Genomic DNA, 14,858 nt, shown 5'->3' on the forward strand with positions numbered 1-14,858 from the left:
TTTTAAACACCAACCATAGAATTTTTCATGACTGCTGCAAATGCTATAAAGCCAATAATAGCTAACACATATATACATATGATAACTATGGTTACAATTCCCCATAATTTAAAAAAGGACTTTAGCTTGCCCAGGCCGGCAGTAATGTGAGTACTATCGCTAAAGTTGATACCCTTTTTAATTTTTGTTGCAAACTGATATATGTACAGTGCAAAGAAAAAATAAAGCAAATCAATCAGCAGATAAAAAATAGTAACGCCGCCGCCAAAACCCGCCATCATTTTTAGCCCCGGATTATAGGGCATCATTTCGGCCATTTTTGTAAAAATAGTACCTATTGATATGGCTACAAGTGAAAATAAGGCGCAAAATATAAAGCCAAGAATACCTAAAAAGGTAGCCCATTTACCGGCAGATAACAGATAGCTTTGAGCTTCGGGTGTTAAAATAAGATTGTTGTTTGGTTCTAAAGGAGCAACGTAGATTTCTTCGGTTTCCATTTTTTAGTTTAGGGTTTAAATATTTATATAGTTAGTACTAAAGATATAAATATTTAAACTAAACAATAATAGGATGCCATATTTATGTTAAAGCAACGTACCCTTCATAAACAGCAACGCTATCGAAAAGTAAATAATAAGCCCGGTAACATCAACCAGCGTAGCAACAAACGGCGCAGATGACGTAGCAGGGTCGGCACCTAATTTTTTGAGGATGAGCGGCAGCATGGATCCTGCTAACGACCCCCACAAAACCACACCCACCAGGGCGCAACCTACCGTTAACCCAACCAGCATCCAATACGGACCGTAAAGGTGAGGCCAAAGCATGGCAAAAGCAAAAATACGGAAGAAACCGATGATACCTAAAGTAGCACCCAGCATCAGGCCCGAGAGTAACTCGCGACGCATAACACGCCACCAGTCGGTTACGGTAACTTCGCCAAGCGCCATTGCCTGTATAATTAAGGTTGAAGCCTGCGAGCCGCCATTACCACCGCTTGATATAATAAGCGGGATAAACAGCGCCAGCACAACCGCCTTTTCAATCGACTTTTCAAAAAAGCCCATAGCAGTAGCCGTTAGCATTTCGCCTAAAAATAAAATGATAAGCCAGCCAACACGTTTTTTTACCAGTTTAAAAAGGTTAATATCCAGGTAAGGCTCATCCAAAGCCTCGGTACCACCTATTTTTTGAATATCTTCGGTATACTCTTCGTTGGCTATCCATAAAATGTCATCCACCGTTACTATCCCAAGCAAAATATTTTCGCTATCAACTACAGGCAAAGCCGTGCGGTTGTTCATCCTGAAAATATTGATAGCTTCTTCCTGCGGATCACTTGCACTCAGCGAAATCAGGCGGCCATCCATCAGGTCGCTCACCTTTGTTTCGGGTTTCACCAGCAATATCTCGCGGATGCGGATATCATCCAGCAACTGGCCATTCTCGTCTATAACGTATATTACGTCAATCGTCTCGGAGTTTTTACCGTAACGGCGAATGTGTGATAATACGCGGGTAACGTCCCAGGTTCTTTTTACGGCAATGTAATCAGGCGTCATCAAACGGCCAACGCTATCCTCTTCGTAACCTAAAAGGGATAAAGCTTCCTTGCGGTTTTCCGGCGATAGGTGCTGGATCAGTTTTTGAACCGCATCGCCGTGTAACTCACTAAAAAGCGATGTACGGTCATCAGGCGGGAGCTCATTAATAAGCTCTTCCACTTTTTGGCCCGAAAGTTTTTTGATAATACGCTCCTGTGTTGGGAAATCCAATATGCGGAACACATTAACGGCGCGGTTAATAGAAAGGATTTCAATAAACAGGGCACCATGTTCAGGAAGTTCATCAATCAGTTCTTCAACATCCGATATGTTAAGGTTGTTCAAATAATCCTGTAACCCGGTATTGTCTTTCGTTTCCAGCAACAATTCTATTTGCTCAACCATCTCTTCCATAAAACGCCCTCGTTTTTTTACATCTTATTATAAACTGTTTTCTGTTTTTTTAACGATGGCAAAAGTCGTTTATTTTTTCAAATTATTAGGCAAAAATTTCTGTTATCTTTGCAGCCTTTTGGTCGATAGTCCATAGGCCATGGTCTATAGCAAATATCGGCCTGATAGTCAACTTTAACTATGGTCTGCGGACCATTGACTATGGACATATTTTAGAATTTAGAGTATAACAAAATGGGTTTACAATGTGGAATAGTGGGTTTACCAAATGTGGGCAAATCAACACTTTTTAATTGCTTATCAAATGCCAAGGCGCAGGCGGCCAACTTTCCGTTTTGCACTATTGAGCCAAACGTAGGTGTAATTACAGTGCCGGATGAGCGCTTAACAAAGCTTACCGAAATAGTTCAGCCAAAGTCTATTGTGCCCAACGTTATCGAAATTGTTGATATTGCCGGCCTGGTAAAAGGCGCCAGCAAGGGCGAGGGCCTGGGTAACCAGTTTTTAGCCAATATACGTGCTACAAATGCTATTATCCACGTTTTACGTTGTTTTGATAATGATAATGTGATCCACGTTGATGGTTCTGTTGATCCTATCCGCGATAAAGAGATCATCGATACCGAATTGCAGCTTAAAGATCTTGATTCGATAGAAAAAAAGATTCAGAAGGTTGAAAAGATGGCTAAAACCGGCGGCGACAAAGAAGCCAAAAAAACATTTGATGTTTTAACCGTTTATAAAAACCACCTGCTGCAGGGTAAATCTGCCCGCACCGCGCCGGTGGCCGAAGAGGATAAAGAATACATTGCTGATATATGGCTGCTTACCGCGAAACCGGTAATGTATGTTTGTAATGTTGATGAGGGATCTGTAAGTACCGGCAACGCTTATGTTGACCAAGTGAAAGCTGCAGTTGCAGAAGAAAAAGCCGAAGTACTGATCATTTCGGCACAAATTGAGGCGGAAATTGCCGAGCTGGAATCATTTGAGGAACGCCAGATGTTTTTAAACGATCTTGGCTTAACCGAGTCTGGAGTTAATAAGCTCATTAAAGCAGCGTACCGTTTGCTTAACCTGGCCACTTACTTTACCGCAGGTGTACAGGAAGTACGCGCCTGGACAATTACCCAGGGCTTTACTGCGCCACAGGCTGCAGGAGTGATCCATACCGATTTTGAAAAAGGCTTTATCCGTGCAGAGGTTATTAAATATGATGATTTTGTAAAATACAACGGCGTTGAAGCTACCATTAAAGAGAATGGCAAGTTGGGCGTTGAAGGCAAAACTTATATTGTGCAGGATGGCGACATTATGCACTTTAGATTTAACGTGTAAGGGAATAGGGCGAGAAGCTTTAACATAATTAAAAAAGGGTTTGCTGAAAAGTAAACCCTTTTTTATTGCTACAAGTTTTTCTTTTATATTCATATAATTATAATTAAAGAATTGACTATGAATAAAGCACGTAGACATGAATTGAAAATGCTAAGGTTTAAAAGGAGACTTAAGAACAGAGGCATAGTGGATAATGCTTCGATAAATACAAATTGCTTTCGTACTACCGGTAAGCCCTGTTCATGCTATTTCTGCAGTAGCAGATCCTACAAAGTTACAGGCGAAAAGAAAAAACAGTTTTATGACTTTAACAATGAGCTAAAAGAGGCTCATGGATAAAATCCACTCAAGAACCGCCCTCTAATCTGTTTAAAAGCCCCTAATTGATACAATTAGAGGCTTTATTGTGCTCCCGACGAGATTCGAACTCATATCGATGGTACCGGAAACCATAATTCTATCCGTTGAACTACGGGAGCAGAGACGCAAATATATAAAAATGCCATTACCTATCCGGGCAAATTTAAAAAACGGCAATAATAAAGCTAAACAACAGGCTTACAATGATTTTGCGGATCTGCTTTTGATTGTGTGCCTCTGTTGTAACGGTTTGCTGCAGTGGTTTGTAGGTGCGACCCTCATCATACGAAACAAAAAAAGCAGAGTTTTGGTCTGCTTTTTTTGTTTTGTGCCATTTGTATGCTTACTTAGCCACATCATCATGATCGGTACCGGTTACCACATCATACCAGTTCTCGATATCTTTTTCAAACGCGGCGGTTTTTTCACGGAAACGTTTTAGGGTATCATTACCTAAGGGCAGGTGAACCGGTGGGTTTTCGGCAGCGGCTAGTTTGATAAATGCCTGGGCCAGTTTTTCGGGATCGCCGGGTTGTTTATAATTTGCCTCGGTTGCAAATTGACGCATGGCGCCAACGGTTTCGGCATAATCGGCAATTACATTTGCCGAACGGGTAAGCGACGACTCATCAAGAAAGTTGGTGCGGAAAAATCCCGGGGCCACTACAGTTGCATGAATACCCAATGGGGCAAGTTCCTGTGCCATGGCTTCTGTAATGCCTTCAATAGCAAACTTGGTTGAACCATATAATCCCCATCCATAATAAGCGCTTAATCCGCCTACTGATGATATATTGATCACATGGCCGGCGCGTTGTTTCCGCATATAGGGTAATATTGCCCGGGTGATGTTTAACATTCCAAATACATTAACCTCATAGTTTTGTTTTACCTCCTGGTCGGTAGCTTCCTCAACTGCCGATAGTAAGCCGTAACCGGCATTATTAACCAACACATCAATACGGCCAAAATGATTAATAGCCTTTTCTGTTGCTTCTTTAGCCTGTGCCTCGTTGGTGATATCAAGCTTTACTATGAATAAATTTTCGGGATGATTTAGCTGGTCGGCTAAGGCTTCCGGGTTGCTCCGTATAGCAGCTACTACTTTGTCGCCAGATGCCAATACGGCTTTGGTGATAACTAAACCGAAGCCTCTTGAGGCGCCGGTAATGAACCATGTTTTTTGAGTTTTCATTTTGCTTTTGTTTTTATACACCAAAGGTCGGCAGAAGCAGGAGGGGGGCTTGTAATAATAACAAAGGGCTTATTAATAATTTCAAAGATTGAAATATTAATTAAATTAGTTTAATGAGCTTAAGCCCTCAGGCAGCATGGTAGGCCTTGCGAAATTCGGCAGGTGTAACTCCCGTATTTTTTTTGAAAAACAGGTTAAAGCTTGGCTGTTCGGAAAACCCAATACTGTAACTGATGTTTTGCAGGGTCCAATCGGTTTGTAATAGCAGTACCTTGGCCTCTTCCAATATCCGGTTGCGGATGTGCGTACTTACATTTTGGCCTGTATGTTTTTTAAGCAAAGCGTTGAGGTGGTTGGGGTGTACGGCCAGCTGATCGGCAAATTCCTGCGCAGTTTTTAAACGGATGGATTTTTCAAAGTTGATATTGGAAGCTTCGCTCTCCAGTAAATTAAAAAACTGGTGAATATGACGGTATTCGTCAGATACATGGTCGGGCTTTGGGTAGCGGGCAACCTTCATGCTTTCAACCATCAGCAGTTGCAGGTACGCCTGCATCGAAAAATCCTTGTACTCGCTGCCCGATAATTCTTCTGATTGCATGCTTTCAAAAAGCTGGTTAAGCAAGGGCAGCTCGTTTTGGGCAAGCCGGATAACGCTTTTAGCTTTTTCATTAAACAGGCCAAACTGATCAATGGTAGCTTTTAGTTGCGGATGGGAATGAATGAACGATTTTTTAAAAAGTACATAATAACCGCCAGATTCTTCAGAAAGCTTTTTCCAGGAAATAATATCGTTGGGATGTATGTAAAGGAGGGTAGGTTCTTCAATAAAATAGGTGTTTAGCCCCATGGTAAACACGCCGGTACCTTTGGTAACAAACAATATTTTATAAAATTCGCGGCGGTTTGGAGATAGGTAATTGCGGCATTCGTGCTGCTCGCGATTAAAAACCCTGATGGTCCAGTCCTCAAAATAATCACGCATCACCGGGATCATATCCGGCAAATCGCGCAGGGTATCAATTACTTTACTATCCAGGGTGGCAGGGATCATTGGAGGAATGTTTACACAAAGTTAAAAAATTCCCCTGTTTACAAATACAGCTGTACCATCTGTTTCCAATACCTTGGCCTATGCGCGTAATTATCCCAAATGTATAACCTATGATCAATTCCTTTTGACGAGAGCACGTAGCTAAATTCGCGGTTGCTGGAAATAAAAGGGTCTGTTTGGCCAATAGCCATGATAATTTCTATTTTGCGGATAGCATCTAAATCATACCCTTCGCCGAGGTTGGCTACATATTGCAGTGGCATGTTGAAATAGATATCCTCGTTTCTGTAACCATCAAACAGATCCCTGAATTCTTCTATCTGCCGGGTAAGATCTTGCCGGCCGCTCATACATACTACCTTTTTAAAGATGGTTGGATGTCTTAGGGCCAGGTTTATAGCATGATAAGCCCCCATACTGCAACCGGCAACATCAAAAATGTTGCTGTCATTTTCAATTTTCATAAAGGGAATAACCTCTGTTAATATGTATTGCTCATACTGCTTATGGCGGTCGATACGATCAACAGGGTGTATCCAGGGGTTATAAAAACTTTCGGCATCAATACTATCTACACAAAAAAGCTGCAGTTCACCGTTTTCTATGCGGTGCTGCAGCGCCTCAACTATTCCCCAGTTCTCATAATCGAAAAACCGGGCCATCCGGGTTGGGAAAAATAACACCGCCCTGCCGCTATGTCCAAATATCAAAAGTTCCATATTACGGTGCAAACTTGCACTAAACCATTTATGGTACGCTCTTTTCATTTTAGGTTAGGTCTTTTGGTGCGGAATTTCCACAACAGATGTTACTTCAAATTAAATAAATAGTAATGCTTAGCGATTAATATGATCATTAATCACCTGTTTCCATAACTGGTAACCGGCCGGGCTTAAATGCAAACCATCACCCACAAAATACTCTTTTTTAGGATATCCTTTAGCATCAACCATCTCTTTATATACATTTATAAAATGCCAGTTATCGGTTTTCTTTACAATTTCTGTTTCGATGAGGTTATTGGCGTATTTAAACTTATCAATCATGTTCCAACGGCTGAGGCTCGGTTTTAGTGAAACATAATAGCAGGGCAGATCGCCAAAGCGCTGCTGCGTTTTGGTAACCAGTTGCTGAAAAAATATAAATACTTCCTCGGGGTGGCGGCCATCGCCAAGATCATTATCGCCGGCGTATACAATTAAACGTTTAGGGTGATAGCTGAACATCACCCGTTCAAAAAACCAAACACAGGCTGCTAATGTAGAACCGCCAAACCCAAGATTAATCGGTTTAACGTTTTTGAAATCTTCATTAAGGTTTGGCCATAACCTTACCGATGAGCTGCCATAAAAAATTGTTTCAGGTTCATATTCCCTATTCAAACTAACTTTTTCAAGTTGTTTAATGTCATCTTCGTACCAATACATGAAACTATTTTACTATGTTTTATTAAAAAATATTAATGAATGGTTATTAAATTCATTCGTTGGCAAGATAATATAATCATTTATGTATCATGTTAAATCATCCAACTTTTATAACCCCTGTTTTATACAGCTCAATACACTGTTTCAGGATATCAGTTATGGTTTCAACCGGCAGATCTTCATCTGCATTAAAAAGCATAATTTTCATGCGCGATCGTTTTTCTATGATCAGGGAGGGATGATCAAAGCGATGGCCTTCAACAATGCCGATATAAGGTTTCAGTAGTTTTTTGTGCACCCACAGGTAGCAAAACATTTTGCCCCGGTAACAAAAAAAAGGCATCCCATATTTCAAGGTTGCGGTAACAGCTTCGTCTTGTTTCAGGATGATCTCCCGGAGGGCCAGCAGGCAGCCCCTTATGGGTTCGTCCCTTTGCAGGTAAAAATTATCCAGTGGTGTTGGCATAGGTTTTACAGATCACGTTTTATCAACTCAATGGCCATATTCAAGACCTCTTCAATAATTTCAACGGGCAGCTCTTTTTCTGCATCAAGGATCATGATCTTGATACGCGAACGGTTTTCAAAAGTTAGACTGGGATGGTGCAGCCTTTTGCCCTCACTAAAGCCAATAAAAGGTTGTTGCAGCTTTTTATGCGTCCATATGTAACAAAACATTTTTCTCTTGTACAAAAAAAATGGCATGTTGAATTTCCAGGCGTTGGTAATAGCGGCATCATGGTTCAGGATTATTTGGCGCAGCGCTAAAAAACAACCTTTTAAAGGTTCGTCCTGTTGCAGGTAAAAGGTATCAAGTGCCGTTAGCATAGGCAAATACTTATTTCTTTTTTGATGCAGCTTTTACCGGGATTGTGCGCACATATTCAGCAGCACTTAGGGCAAACTCTTTCCACCGGTCATGATAAACATAGGGGATCTGGATCCATTCTTTCATGGGTCTGTTATCCATCGGATCAAAAAGCTGGGCGCCATCCAAGCTTAATGCTTCATCGCGGGCTTCACCATTAAGTTTTACTACCAGGGTATCCCGCCGAAAGATGGCCGCTGCTTTACCATTAGGCGTTTTAAAACATAAAGCGCCAAACATTTTGCCTGGTTCAACATCCGGGATCTGCCGGGTAAGTTCATGAAAGTATTTTTCTGCTTCGGTCATAAACGTCTCTTTATGTTATGGAATATATAATCACTCAGCGATGCCGGAAAATCCAATCAACCAAGCATCGATGGCGCTACCCCAAACGTTTTTTTAAATGTATAGCTAAAGTGCGAAAGATTCTCGAAACCTACATTCAAATAAACTTCGGAGGGTTTCTGGCCTTTTTCGCGGATAAGGTAATAAGCCTCTGCGAGCCGCTTTTGCTGTAACCATTGCCCCGGCGAAGCGCGGAACACCTTTTCAAAATCACGCTTAAAACTGGCCAGGCTGCGCCCGGTGAGCGTGGCAAACCGGGCCGTTGGCACGTTGTACATAAAATGCTGATTCATATATGCTTCCAGATCTATCTTGTAAGGTTCACTAAAATCGAAAAGGAAATCATAATAATCTGCGCCCAGCCTCAGCAGCAATTCAACGGCTTCCTTTGTCTTTAAGCTGGCCATGGCATCGGTTGCCAAAGCGGGGTGCTCAAAGTAGGGCACCAACGAATCAAAATAACCTTTCATAAAAGGATCCGGGGGTAATATCAGGATCTTGTCGCCTGTGTAGCTGTTTGCCGGCGCCAGTTTATGATCAGAGCTGTACCTGCGTAAAAAGGCCTGGTCAAGATATATGTTTATTGCCCTGAACTCTCCGCCGCCCAAAGGCGGCACTTTTTCTGCTTTCAGGAGCTGGTTCCTGCCTACCAATCCTATGCAGCCAACACCAAAAACGCGTATGCCATCATTCGTTTTTAGGTGGGTTTCGCCCGAAATTATATAGCCCAAAGCATGCTCCTGCACAAATGATTCATTGCTGCGCTGCTTTTTATCAACACAGGAGTATAGCAGGTTATTGAGCAGAATATGACTTTTATCTTCCATGTTGTTACGAACTAAATATACCAATTACTTTAATTGGCTCATAGCAAGCCTATCCATCATCCTATCGGATAGTATCTTCCTTAAAAACAACAACGGCCGGGCTAAAAAGCCACCAACATAGCGGGTTTTAGGTTGTTTGGCCCCAATTGCTTTTTGTACCAGTTTTACAATCACTTCAGGCTCTGCGGCGCGGTGCCCCTGGTTTTTAAACAGATCGATAAATTTTTGCACCATGTTTTTATAATAGCCACTGCCAGAAATTTTGAAAAGGTTTTCTCCTGCTATATCGCTCCATTCAGATTTTACACCACCGGGTTCTATCACTACCACATCAATACCAAATCCTTGTACTTCCATACGCAGGGCATCGCTCAGGCCCTCCAAAGCAAATTTACTGGCGTGGTACCAGCCGCCCAAAGCGCCGGCAAACTTACCGCCAATGGATGATATGTTAATGATGCGGCCAAATTTATGCGCGCGCATGGCCGGTATAACTAATTGCGAGAGGCGGGCTGCTCCAATAACATTTACCTCCAGTTGGTAACGGGCATCCTTCATGGGTACATCCTCCACCGCACCATATGAGCCAAATCCCGCGTTGTTTATCAATACATCTATCCGGCCCTCTGCCCTGATTATGGTTTCAATTCCTTTAACCATGGCGGCATCATCGGTTACATCCATGGCCAAAACTTTTACGCCCAGTTGTTGAATGTCGTCCATTTTTTCAACCCGGCGGGCAGCGCCATAAACTGTATGCCCGTCATTTAATAGCGCGATAGCCATTTCTTTACCCATCCCGGCAGATGCACCGGTTATTAATATGATCTTTTTCATTGTTTTTGCTTTGTTTTAATTACAAAACAAATGTCGTGGTAAAACAGGAGGGCAGGTTTGGTGAGAAGCTCAACTTTGCTTTGGTGTGGGGCTCAGAAAGGATGCGTGCAAAAATAGGTGTAGTAATGTTTCAATTAATGTGATAAGAGTAATTTGTGGGACTCAAACTACGGAAGTGGGAATTTTTTATATGCCTAAAACAAACACGCCAAAGGCACGCCCGAAACAATCACGAGCTATATTATCGCAGTTCGCGGTTATAGCGCTGTAATAGCCCCATTGGTAACGGTTACTTAAAACCTGCCGCTTACCAATCAGCATGTTCAATATCCCCCGTCTTTAATAAACAACCTCTTACTGTGTTCACAATATCAATAAGGTCAAAGGGTTTGGCAATAAAAGCATCAGAGCCATAGTTCCCTAAAGACTCCAGTACCCGCGGATAGGCCGAAACCATTACCACCGGGATATGGGATGTTACCGGGTTTGTTTTTAGCATGTGGCAAAGTTCGCCGCCGTTTATGCCGAAAAGGATGTAATCAAGTATCACCAGATCGGCATTAAATGCCATGGCAGCCTTGCAAATATCATCGGTGTAATTGATGGCTTTAATCTCGAAGCCTTCCATCTCAAGCACGTCTTTCATCACCTCAAGGATATCATCGCTATCATCAAGTATTAAGATCTTTTTAGACATAGACATAGTATTTATAATTGGTCAGATAATAACGTATTGCCTGTGTCCTTTGTTTTTTTTCCTATGAATTTATTTTTGTAATATTTGAGTTACAACTACGCGCGTTTAAGTGCCAAAACCAGGGCGTCAACGGTTTTTAAAACCTTATCGAGGCTGGCGGGTGTATTGGTTACTTTGGCTATCATGATACCGCCCTCAATCAGTGCTATCATAGATAGGGCAGTGCCGCTTATGTCCACATCTTCCTTAAATTCCCCGGCTTCAATACCGGCCTGTACCAGGTTTTCTATTGATTTTTTCCAGCGCAGAACCGCCTGTGCGGCCTTATCTTTTAATAGGGGGTTGGTATCATCAGCATCTACCGCTGTATTTAATATGGGGCAGCCACCAGCAGGGAAGTTTGCCCGGGTAAAGCTGTGGTAAACCTGGGCGTAAACCAGTAGTTTATCATAGTAGGTACTGGCTTTTTGAATGCGCTCCTGTACCTGTTTTCTTATTTTGGCGGAGTTATAGTCAAAGGCGGCTAATGCTACTTCTTCTTTATTGGCAAAATTGCCATAGATGCTGCCCTTGGTGAGGCCCGTAGCCTCTGTCAGATCAGACATGGAAGTGCCGGCATATCCTTTTTTATTAAAGATAGGAGCAGTGGTTTCTAAAATAAACAGGCGGGTTCTTTCTGCTTTTGATAATTCCTTTTCCATATTACAAATATACCAACTGGTATTTGAATGTTATAATTTTTGAGATTGAGAGCACTTTTTCCCCATTCCCCTCTGGAAAGGGGGCGCACCGGACTGTGAAATGGGAGGGGTGTGTTCTACGCGCAACTAACACAGCCCCTCCCTTTTTATCGTTTTTAATGATCACTCACCAGCACTATTGGCCCGGCTTGTTTTTTACGGTTAAGTACCAGGAATAACAAGGGCATAGCCATTAAAAAGAGCAAACCAACAAGTATGTACGCATCCAGATAACTTAACAGGAACGATTGCTTGTCGATACCGTTATTAACTAAAGCCATGGCTTTATTGTGCGCATCAAAACTTGATGATCCCTTCCCAGCAAAATATTGGGTTAAGTTATTAATGCGGTTGGTAGCCTGCGGGTTGTAAACGCTGATGTTGGAGATGAGATCATTCCTGTGCGATCCAAATCTTTTGGCCACATAGGTGTTGATCATTGCTATCCCGAATGAGCCTCCCAATTGCCGCATCATATTGTTTAAGGCCGAGCCCTGCGGAACGTCCTTAGCATCGAGCCCCGAAACTGCAAGCGCTGTTAGTGGAACCGTAAGAAACGCAAGCCCCATAGCCCTGTAAATAAGGATTAAAGCCAAATTGCCGGGAGTAGCTTCTAAATTCAATCCTGCCATTTTATAGCTAAATATCATGAACAGAAAAAATCCCGTGATAATTATTATTAATGGCGATACACCTTTTTTAAGCAAAGTGGCCGAAAATAGTAAACCAAAAATAGCCAGTATAGCACCAGGGAGCAAGGTAAGCCCTGTAATGGTGGGCGGGAATCCCAGTACCCGCTGCGCCAGCACCGGCGTTAAAAAAACGGAGGTGAACAGGCCAACGCCGGTTACAAAGGTAAGGATAGCCGCAACCGCCAGTGATTTGCTTTTTAGTACCCTTAAATCAATAACCGGGTTTGGTGTGGTAAGCTCCCACCAAATAAATGTAAGGATGCTAAATACCGCGGTCACCGTTAAAGCGATGATGTAATTGGCTGAAAACCAATCATCAGTTTCGCCACGCTCCAATACGGTTTGGAGCGAACCTATGCCAATAACCAGCAGCAGTATTCCCCACCAGTCTACCGCCTTGGCCTTAACTTTTATCTCGGGCTCGGTGACCAGTATTGTGCTTGATACGGCTACGGCTATACCAATAGGGATATTGATGTAGAAGATCCATGGCCATGAATAATATTCTGTAATGAAACCACCCAATGTTGGCCCGATGGTTGGGCCTAAAAATACACCTACTCCAAATAGCGCGCTGGCTATACCTGTACGCGCTTTGCCAAATACCTCAAATACAATAGCCTGCGATACCGATAACAAAGCCCCACCGCCCATGCCCTGCAAAAAGCGGAACAGCACCAGTGTCCATATATTGGATGCCAGACCACACATTGCCGAGAAAAAAGTAAAAGCGATAATAGAGCCGATGTAATAATTACGGCGGCCCAGCTTGGTGGCTAAAAAGCTGGTCATGGGTATTACTATAATGTTGGCAATAGCGTAGGCCGTTATTACCCAGGAAGTATCTTCCAGCGTGGCACCCAGATTACCGCTCATGTGCGATAAGGCTACGTTTACTATGGAGGTATCTATCAGTTCCATTACTGCCGCCGCGATAACGGTTATGATAAGAATGTTTTTTTTCATTGGAGTATAAAATTTGTCACTATAAAATATACTGATTGGTATATTTTATAGTGAATTTTTTAAATGGATTACCTTGGCAGGTTAATCACTCTTAAAGCTTCATCTGGGTTTGATAGGTATAAGCGGTAAAAATCCTCTGTATTACCTACCCTTATCTCGTATGTATCGGTTTCCAGGGCTGCAAAAAACTCGTCAGCAACCTGTGATGGTGGGATCCCATTTTTGCCGCCTATTTCTGCCGAAAATTCGGTATCAACCAATGGAGGCATCAGTTCAAAAACCTTCACCCTGGTTTCTGCCAATACCAATCGTAAAGCGCGGGTGTAGGCATGAAGCGCGGCTTTGGTAGCGCCATAAGTGGCTAATCTTGTGCTTGGTGCAAAGGCAACTACCGATGATACGTTCACTATAGCAGCTTCACTTTGGTTTTTGAGTGATGGTAACAGTTTTTCGTTAAGACGGATGACAGACAGGTAGTTGGTCAGCATTTCTTCGCCTGCTGTTTCAAAGGTATTGGTACCGGTAAGCAGGTTATTGAGGTTGGCTGCACCAGCGTTGTTGATCACTATATTTAGTTCAGGAAATTCGGTAGTTAACTTAGTAACCAACGCTTCTACATCTTCTGCATTTGATATATCGGCATTAATGGCTGTCACGTTTTTTAATTGATCGGCCGCTTTTTGCAAACGGTCATTATTACGACCAATAATGATCACATGATTATCTTGTTCTGATAGTTTTTTGGCTAACTCAAAACCTATGCCGGCACTGCCGCCAGTAATGAGTATGGTGTTTTCTGAAGTTTTCATTTTGATATGTTGAGTGATTAAATTCAACACCACAAAAATATACCAATCGGTATATTTTTACAATAGGGAAAATTCATTTCTGTGTCATCATTACAGGCTTGATTTTTAGGCTATGCTTTCGGTTTTTTTAAAGCTGCAAAACAGAAAATTTTGCGTGGTTTCAAATGGGGTAACATGATCTTCGGTAATGCACCTTATCTTTTTAAAGTGCTCGTGGAATTGGTTTTGTAATTGCAATTCGGAGTATTTTTTTATTGGTAAGCCGCTGCATTTTTCGGGGCCGTTTTCAGAAAAAGTACCAATCACTACATAATCACTAACCGCATTGGATACGATGTTCAAATAGTTGGTAATTTGATCTTCATGGGTTAAAAAATGGAAGGCTGCCCTATCATGCCAAAGGGTATAAGTTTCTGCGGGCTTAAAAGCGTTGATGTCGCAAACAATCCAGGTAACCTGGTCGCTTTTATCGCCAAGCCGGGCTTGTGCTTTTGCTAATGCTTTTGCAGATATATCTAAAACGGTAACATTGGTAAATCCCTCCTGCAAAAGGTAATCAACCAGCCTGCTGTCGCCACCGCCAATGTCAATAATTTTATCAGTTTTTGCCAGGTGGAAGCTATGAATAAAATCAAGCGAGGTTTGCGGAACCAATTGTGTCCAGCTTACTTCATTAGGATTTTTAGTTTCATATACCTGCTCCCAATGCTGTTTATTATTTTCTTCCATGGATAATGCTCAT

17 protein-coding genes and 1 tRNA gene are annotated in these 14,858 nt (G+C 42.2%); 1 reads left to right on the forward strand and 17 read right to left on the reverse strand.

All coding sequences use genetic code 11. From position 1 onward, the window contains the following. Positions 1–2: 2 nt before the first annotated feature. Complete coding sequence (locus Q0R88_RS03220) at positions 3–500, reverse strand: DUF5362 family protein (protein ID WP_295712172.1); 498 nt, start codon at positions 498–500, stop codon at positions 3–5. Positions 501–587: 87 nt separating this feature from the next. Then, a complete protein-coding gene (mgtE, locus tag Q0R88_RS03225; RefSeq protein WP_295712175.1) occupies positions 588–1,961 on the reverse strand; it encodes a magnesium transporter in 1,374 nt (457 codons plus the stop codon). A gap of 234 nt (positions 1,962–2,195) precedes the next feature. On the opposite strand from mgtE, the gene ychF reads away from it, so the two are divergent. Next, positions 2,196–3,299, forward strand: a complete 1,104-nt coding sequence (gene ychF / locus Q0R88_RS03230; protein WP_295712178.1) for a redox-regulated ATPase YchF — start codon at positions 2,196–2,198, stop codon at positions 3,297–3,299. A 407-nt stretch (positions 3,300–3,706) separates the two neighbouring features. On the opposite strand, the gene Q0R88_RS03235 is transcribed toward ychF, so the two are convergent. From Q0R88_RS03235 to Q0R88_RS03305, 15 genes are all read right to left on the reverse strand, one after another. Beyond that, positions 3,707–3,778 (reverse strand) — tRNA-Arg (locus tag Q0R88_RS03235). A 224-nt stretch (positions 3,779–4,002) separates the two neighbouring features. Then, positions 4,003–4,854: an oxidoreductase gene (locus Q0R88_RS03240; protein ID WP_295712181.1), complete on the reverse strand. Its 852-nt coding sequence runs from the start codon at positions 4,852–4,854 to the stop codon at positions 4,003–4,005. Positions 4,855–4,981: 127 nt separating this feature from the next. After that, positions 4,982–5,908 (reverse strand): AraC family transcriptional regulator, encoded by a 927-nt coding sequence (locus Q0R88_RS03245; protein ID WP_295712184.1) that lies wholly within the window; start codon positions 5,906–5,908, stop codon positions 4,982–4,984. A 38-nt stretch (positions 5,909–5,946) separates the two neighbouring features. Further along, positions 5,947–6,675, reverse strand: a complete 729-nt coding sequence (locus Q0R88_RS03250) for an alpha/beta hydrolase-fold protein (RefSeq protein ID WP_295712187.1) — start codon at positions 6,673–6,675, stop codon at positions 5,947–5,949. A 69-nt stretch (positions 6,676–6,744) separates the two neighbouring features. Continuing rightward, positions 6,745–7,335 carry a GDSL-type esterase/lipase family protein gene (locus Q0R88_RS03255; RefSeq protein ID WP_295712189.1) on the reverse strand — a complete coding sequence of 197 codons (591 nt, stop codon included), beginning with the start codon at positions 7,333–7,335 and terminating at the stop codon, positions 6,745–6,747. Positions 7,336–7,432: 97 nt separating this feature from the next. Further along, positions 7,433–7,801 (reverse strand): DUF1801 domain-containing protein, encoded by a 369-nt coding sequence (locus tag Q0R88_RS03260; protein ID WP_295712191.1) that lies wholly within the window; start codon positions 7,799–7,801, stop codon positions 7,433–7,435. A gap of 5 nt (positions 7,802–7,806) precedes the next feature. After that, on the reverse strand, positions 7,807–8,163 hold the full coding sequence (locus Q0R88_RS03265) for a DUF1801 domain-containing protein (protein ID WP_295712192.1): 357 nt from the start codon (positions 8,161–8,163) through the stop codon (positions 7,807–7,809). Positions 8,164–8,173: 10 nt separating this feature from the next. Next, entirely contained in the window at positions 8,174–8,509 is a 336-nt protein-coding gene (locus Q0R88_RS03270) for a hypothetical protein (RefSeq protein ID WP_295712194.1), read from the reverse strand. 56 nt (positions 8,510–8,565) lie between these two features. Beyond that, the gene (locus tag Q0R88_RS03275; RefSeq protein ID WP_295712197.1) at positions 8,566–9,375 is read right to left on the reverse strand and encodes an AraC family transcriptional regulator; all 810 of its coding nucleotides are present in this window, start codon (positions 9,373–9,375) and stop codon (positions 8,566–8,568) included. A 24-nt stretch (positions 9,376–9,399) separates the two neighbouring features. Then, the gene (locus Q0R88_RS03280; RefSeq protein ID WP_295712200.1) at positions 9,400–10,212 is read right to left on the reverse strand and encodes an oxidoreductase; all 813 of its coding nucleotides are present in this window, start codon (positions 10,210–10,212) and stop codon (positions 9,400–9,402) included. Between the two features lie 307 nt (positions 10,213–10,519). After that, positions 10,520–10,909, reverse strand: coding sequence for a response regulator (locus Q0R88_RS03285; protein WP_295712203.1), 390 nt, complete (start codon positions 10,907–10,909; stop codon positions 10,520–10,522). Between the two features lie 95 nt (positions 10,910–11,004). Beyond that, entirely contained in the window at positions 11,005–11,610 is a 606-nt protein-coding gene (locus Q0R88_RS03290; protein ID WP_295712205.1) for a TetR/AcrR family transcriptional regulator, read from the reverse strand. 155 nt (positions 11,611–11,765) lie between these two features. After that, positions 11,766–13,307 (reverse strand): DHA2 family efflux MFS transporter permease subunit, encoded by a 1,542-nt coding sequence (locus tag Q0R88_RS03295; protein ID WP_295712208.1) that lies wholly within the window; start codon positions 13,305–13,307, stop codon positions 11,766–11,768. Between the two features lie 68 nt (positions 13,308–13,375). Then, positions 13,376–14,116 carry an SDR family NAD(P)-dependent oxidoreductase gene (locus Q0R88_RS03300; protein WP_295712211.1) on the reverse strand — a complete coding sequence of 247 codons (741 nt, stop codon included), beginning with the start codon at positions 14,114–14,116 and terminating at the stop codon, positions 13,376–13,378. A 105-nt stretch (positions 14,117–14,221) separates the two neighbouring features. Continuing rightward, positions 14,222–14,845, reverse strand: a complete 624-nt coding sequence (locus Q0R88_RS03305) for a class I SAM-dependent methyltransferase (protein ID WP_295712214.1) — start codon at positions 14,843–14,845, stop codon at positions 14,222–14,224. Between the last annotated feature and the right edge of the window lie 13 nt (positions 14,846–14,858).

The sequence above is a fragment of the Mucilaginibacter sp. genome, from assembly GCF_025362475.1.
GTDB lineage: Bacteria > Bacteroidota > Bacteroidia > Sphingobacteriales > Sphingobacteriaceae > Mucilaginibacter.

What these genes read in the sequence shown, in the direction of transcription:
- Q0R88_RS03245 (WP_295712184.1), bottom strand. Translation starts at nt 5,908, where the DNA reads ATGATCCCTGCCACCCTGGATAGTAAAGTAATTGATACCCTGCGCGAT.
- Q0R88_RS03280 (WP_295712200.1), bottom strand. Translation starts at nt 10,212, where the DNA reads ATGAAAAAGATCATATTAATAACCGGTGCATCTGCCGGGATGGGTAAA.
- Q0R88_RS03290 (WP_295712205.1), bottom strand. Translation starts at nt 11,610, where the DNA reads ATGGAAAAGGAATTATCAAAAGCAGAAAGAACCCGCCTGTTTATTTTA.
- Q0R88_RS03265 (WP_295712192.1), bottom strand. Translation starts at nt 8,163, where the DNA reads ATGCTAACGGCACTTGATACCTTTTACCTGCAACAGGACGAACCTTTA.
- mgtE (WP_295712175.1), bottom strand. Translation starts at nt 1,961, where the DNA reads ATGGAAGAGATGGTTGAGCAAATAGAATTGTTGCTGGAAACGAAAGAC.
- Q0R88_RS03270 (WP_295712194.1), bottom strand. Translation starts at nt 8,509, where the DNA reads ATGACCGAAGCAGAAAAATACTTTCATGAACTTACCCGGCAGATCCCG.
- Q0R88_RS03220 (WP_295712172.1), bottom strand. Translation starts at nt 500, where the DNA reads ATGGAAACCGAAGAAATCTACGTTGCTCCTTTAGAACCAAACAACAAT.
- Q0R88_RS03295 (WP_295712208.1), bottom strand. Translation starts at nt 13,307, where the DNA reads ATGAAAAAAAACATTCTTATCATAACCGTTATCGCGGCGGCAGTAATG.
- Q0R88_RS03260 (WP_295712191.1), bottom strand. Translation starts at nt 7,801, where the DNA reads ATGCCAACACCACTGGATAATTTTTACCTGCAAAGGGACGAACCCATA.
- Q0R88_RS03250 (WP_295712187.1), bottom strand. Translation starts at nt 6,675, where the DNA reads ATGAAAAGAGCGTACCATAAATGGTTTAGTGCAAGTTTGCACCGTAAT.
- Q0R88_RS03305 (WP_295712214.1), bottom strand. Translation starts at nt 14,845, where the DNA reads ATGGAAGAAAATAATAAACAGCATTGGGAGCAGGTATATGAAACTAAA.
- Q0R88_RS03285 (WP_295712203.1), bottom strand. Translation starts at nt 10,909, where the DNA reads ATGTCTAAAAAGATCTTAATACTTGATGATAGCGATGATATCCTTGAG.
- Q0R88_RS03255 (WP_295712189.1), bottom strand. Translation starts at nt 7,335, where the DNA reads ATGTATTGGTACGAAGATGACATTAAACAACTTGAAAAAGTTAGTTTG.
- ychF (WP_295712178.1), top strand. Translation starts at nt 2,196, where the DNA reads ATGGGTTTACAATGTGGAATAGTGGGTTTACCAAATGTGGGCAAATCA.
- Q0R88_RS03300 (WP_295712211.1), bottom strand. Translation starts at nt 14,116, where the DNA reads ATGAAAACTTCAGAAAACACCATACTCATTACTGGCGGCAGTGCCGGC.
- Q0R88_RS03240 (WP_295712181.1), bottom strand. Translation starts at nt 4,854, where the DNA reads ATGAAAACTCAAAAAACATGGTTCATTACCGGCGCCTCAAGAGGCTTC.
- Q0R88_RS03275 (WP_295712197.1), bottom strand. Translation starts at nt 9,375, where the DNA reads ATGGAAGATAAAAGTCATATTCTGCTCAATAACCTGCTATACTCCTGT.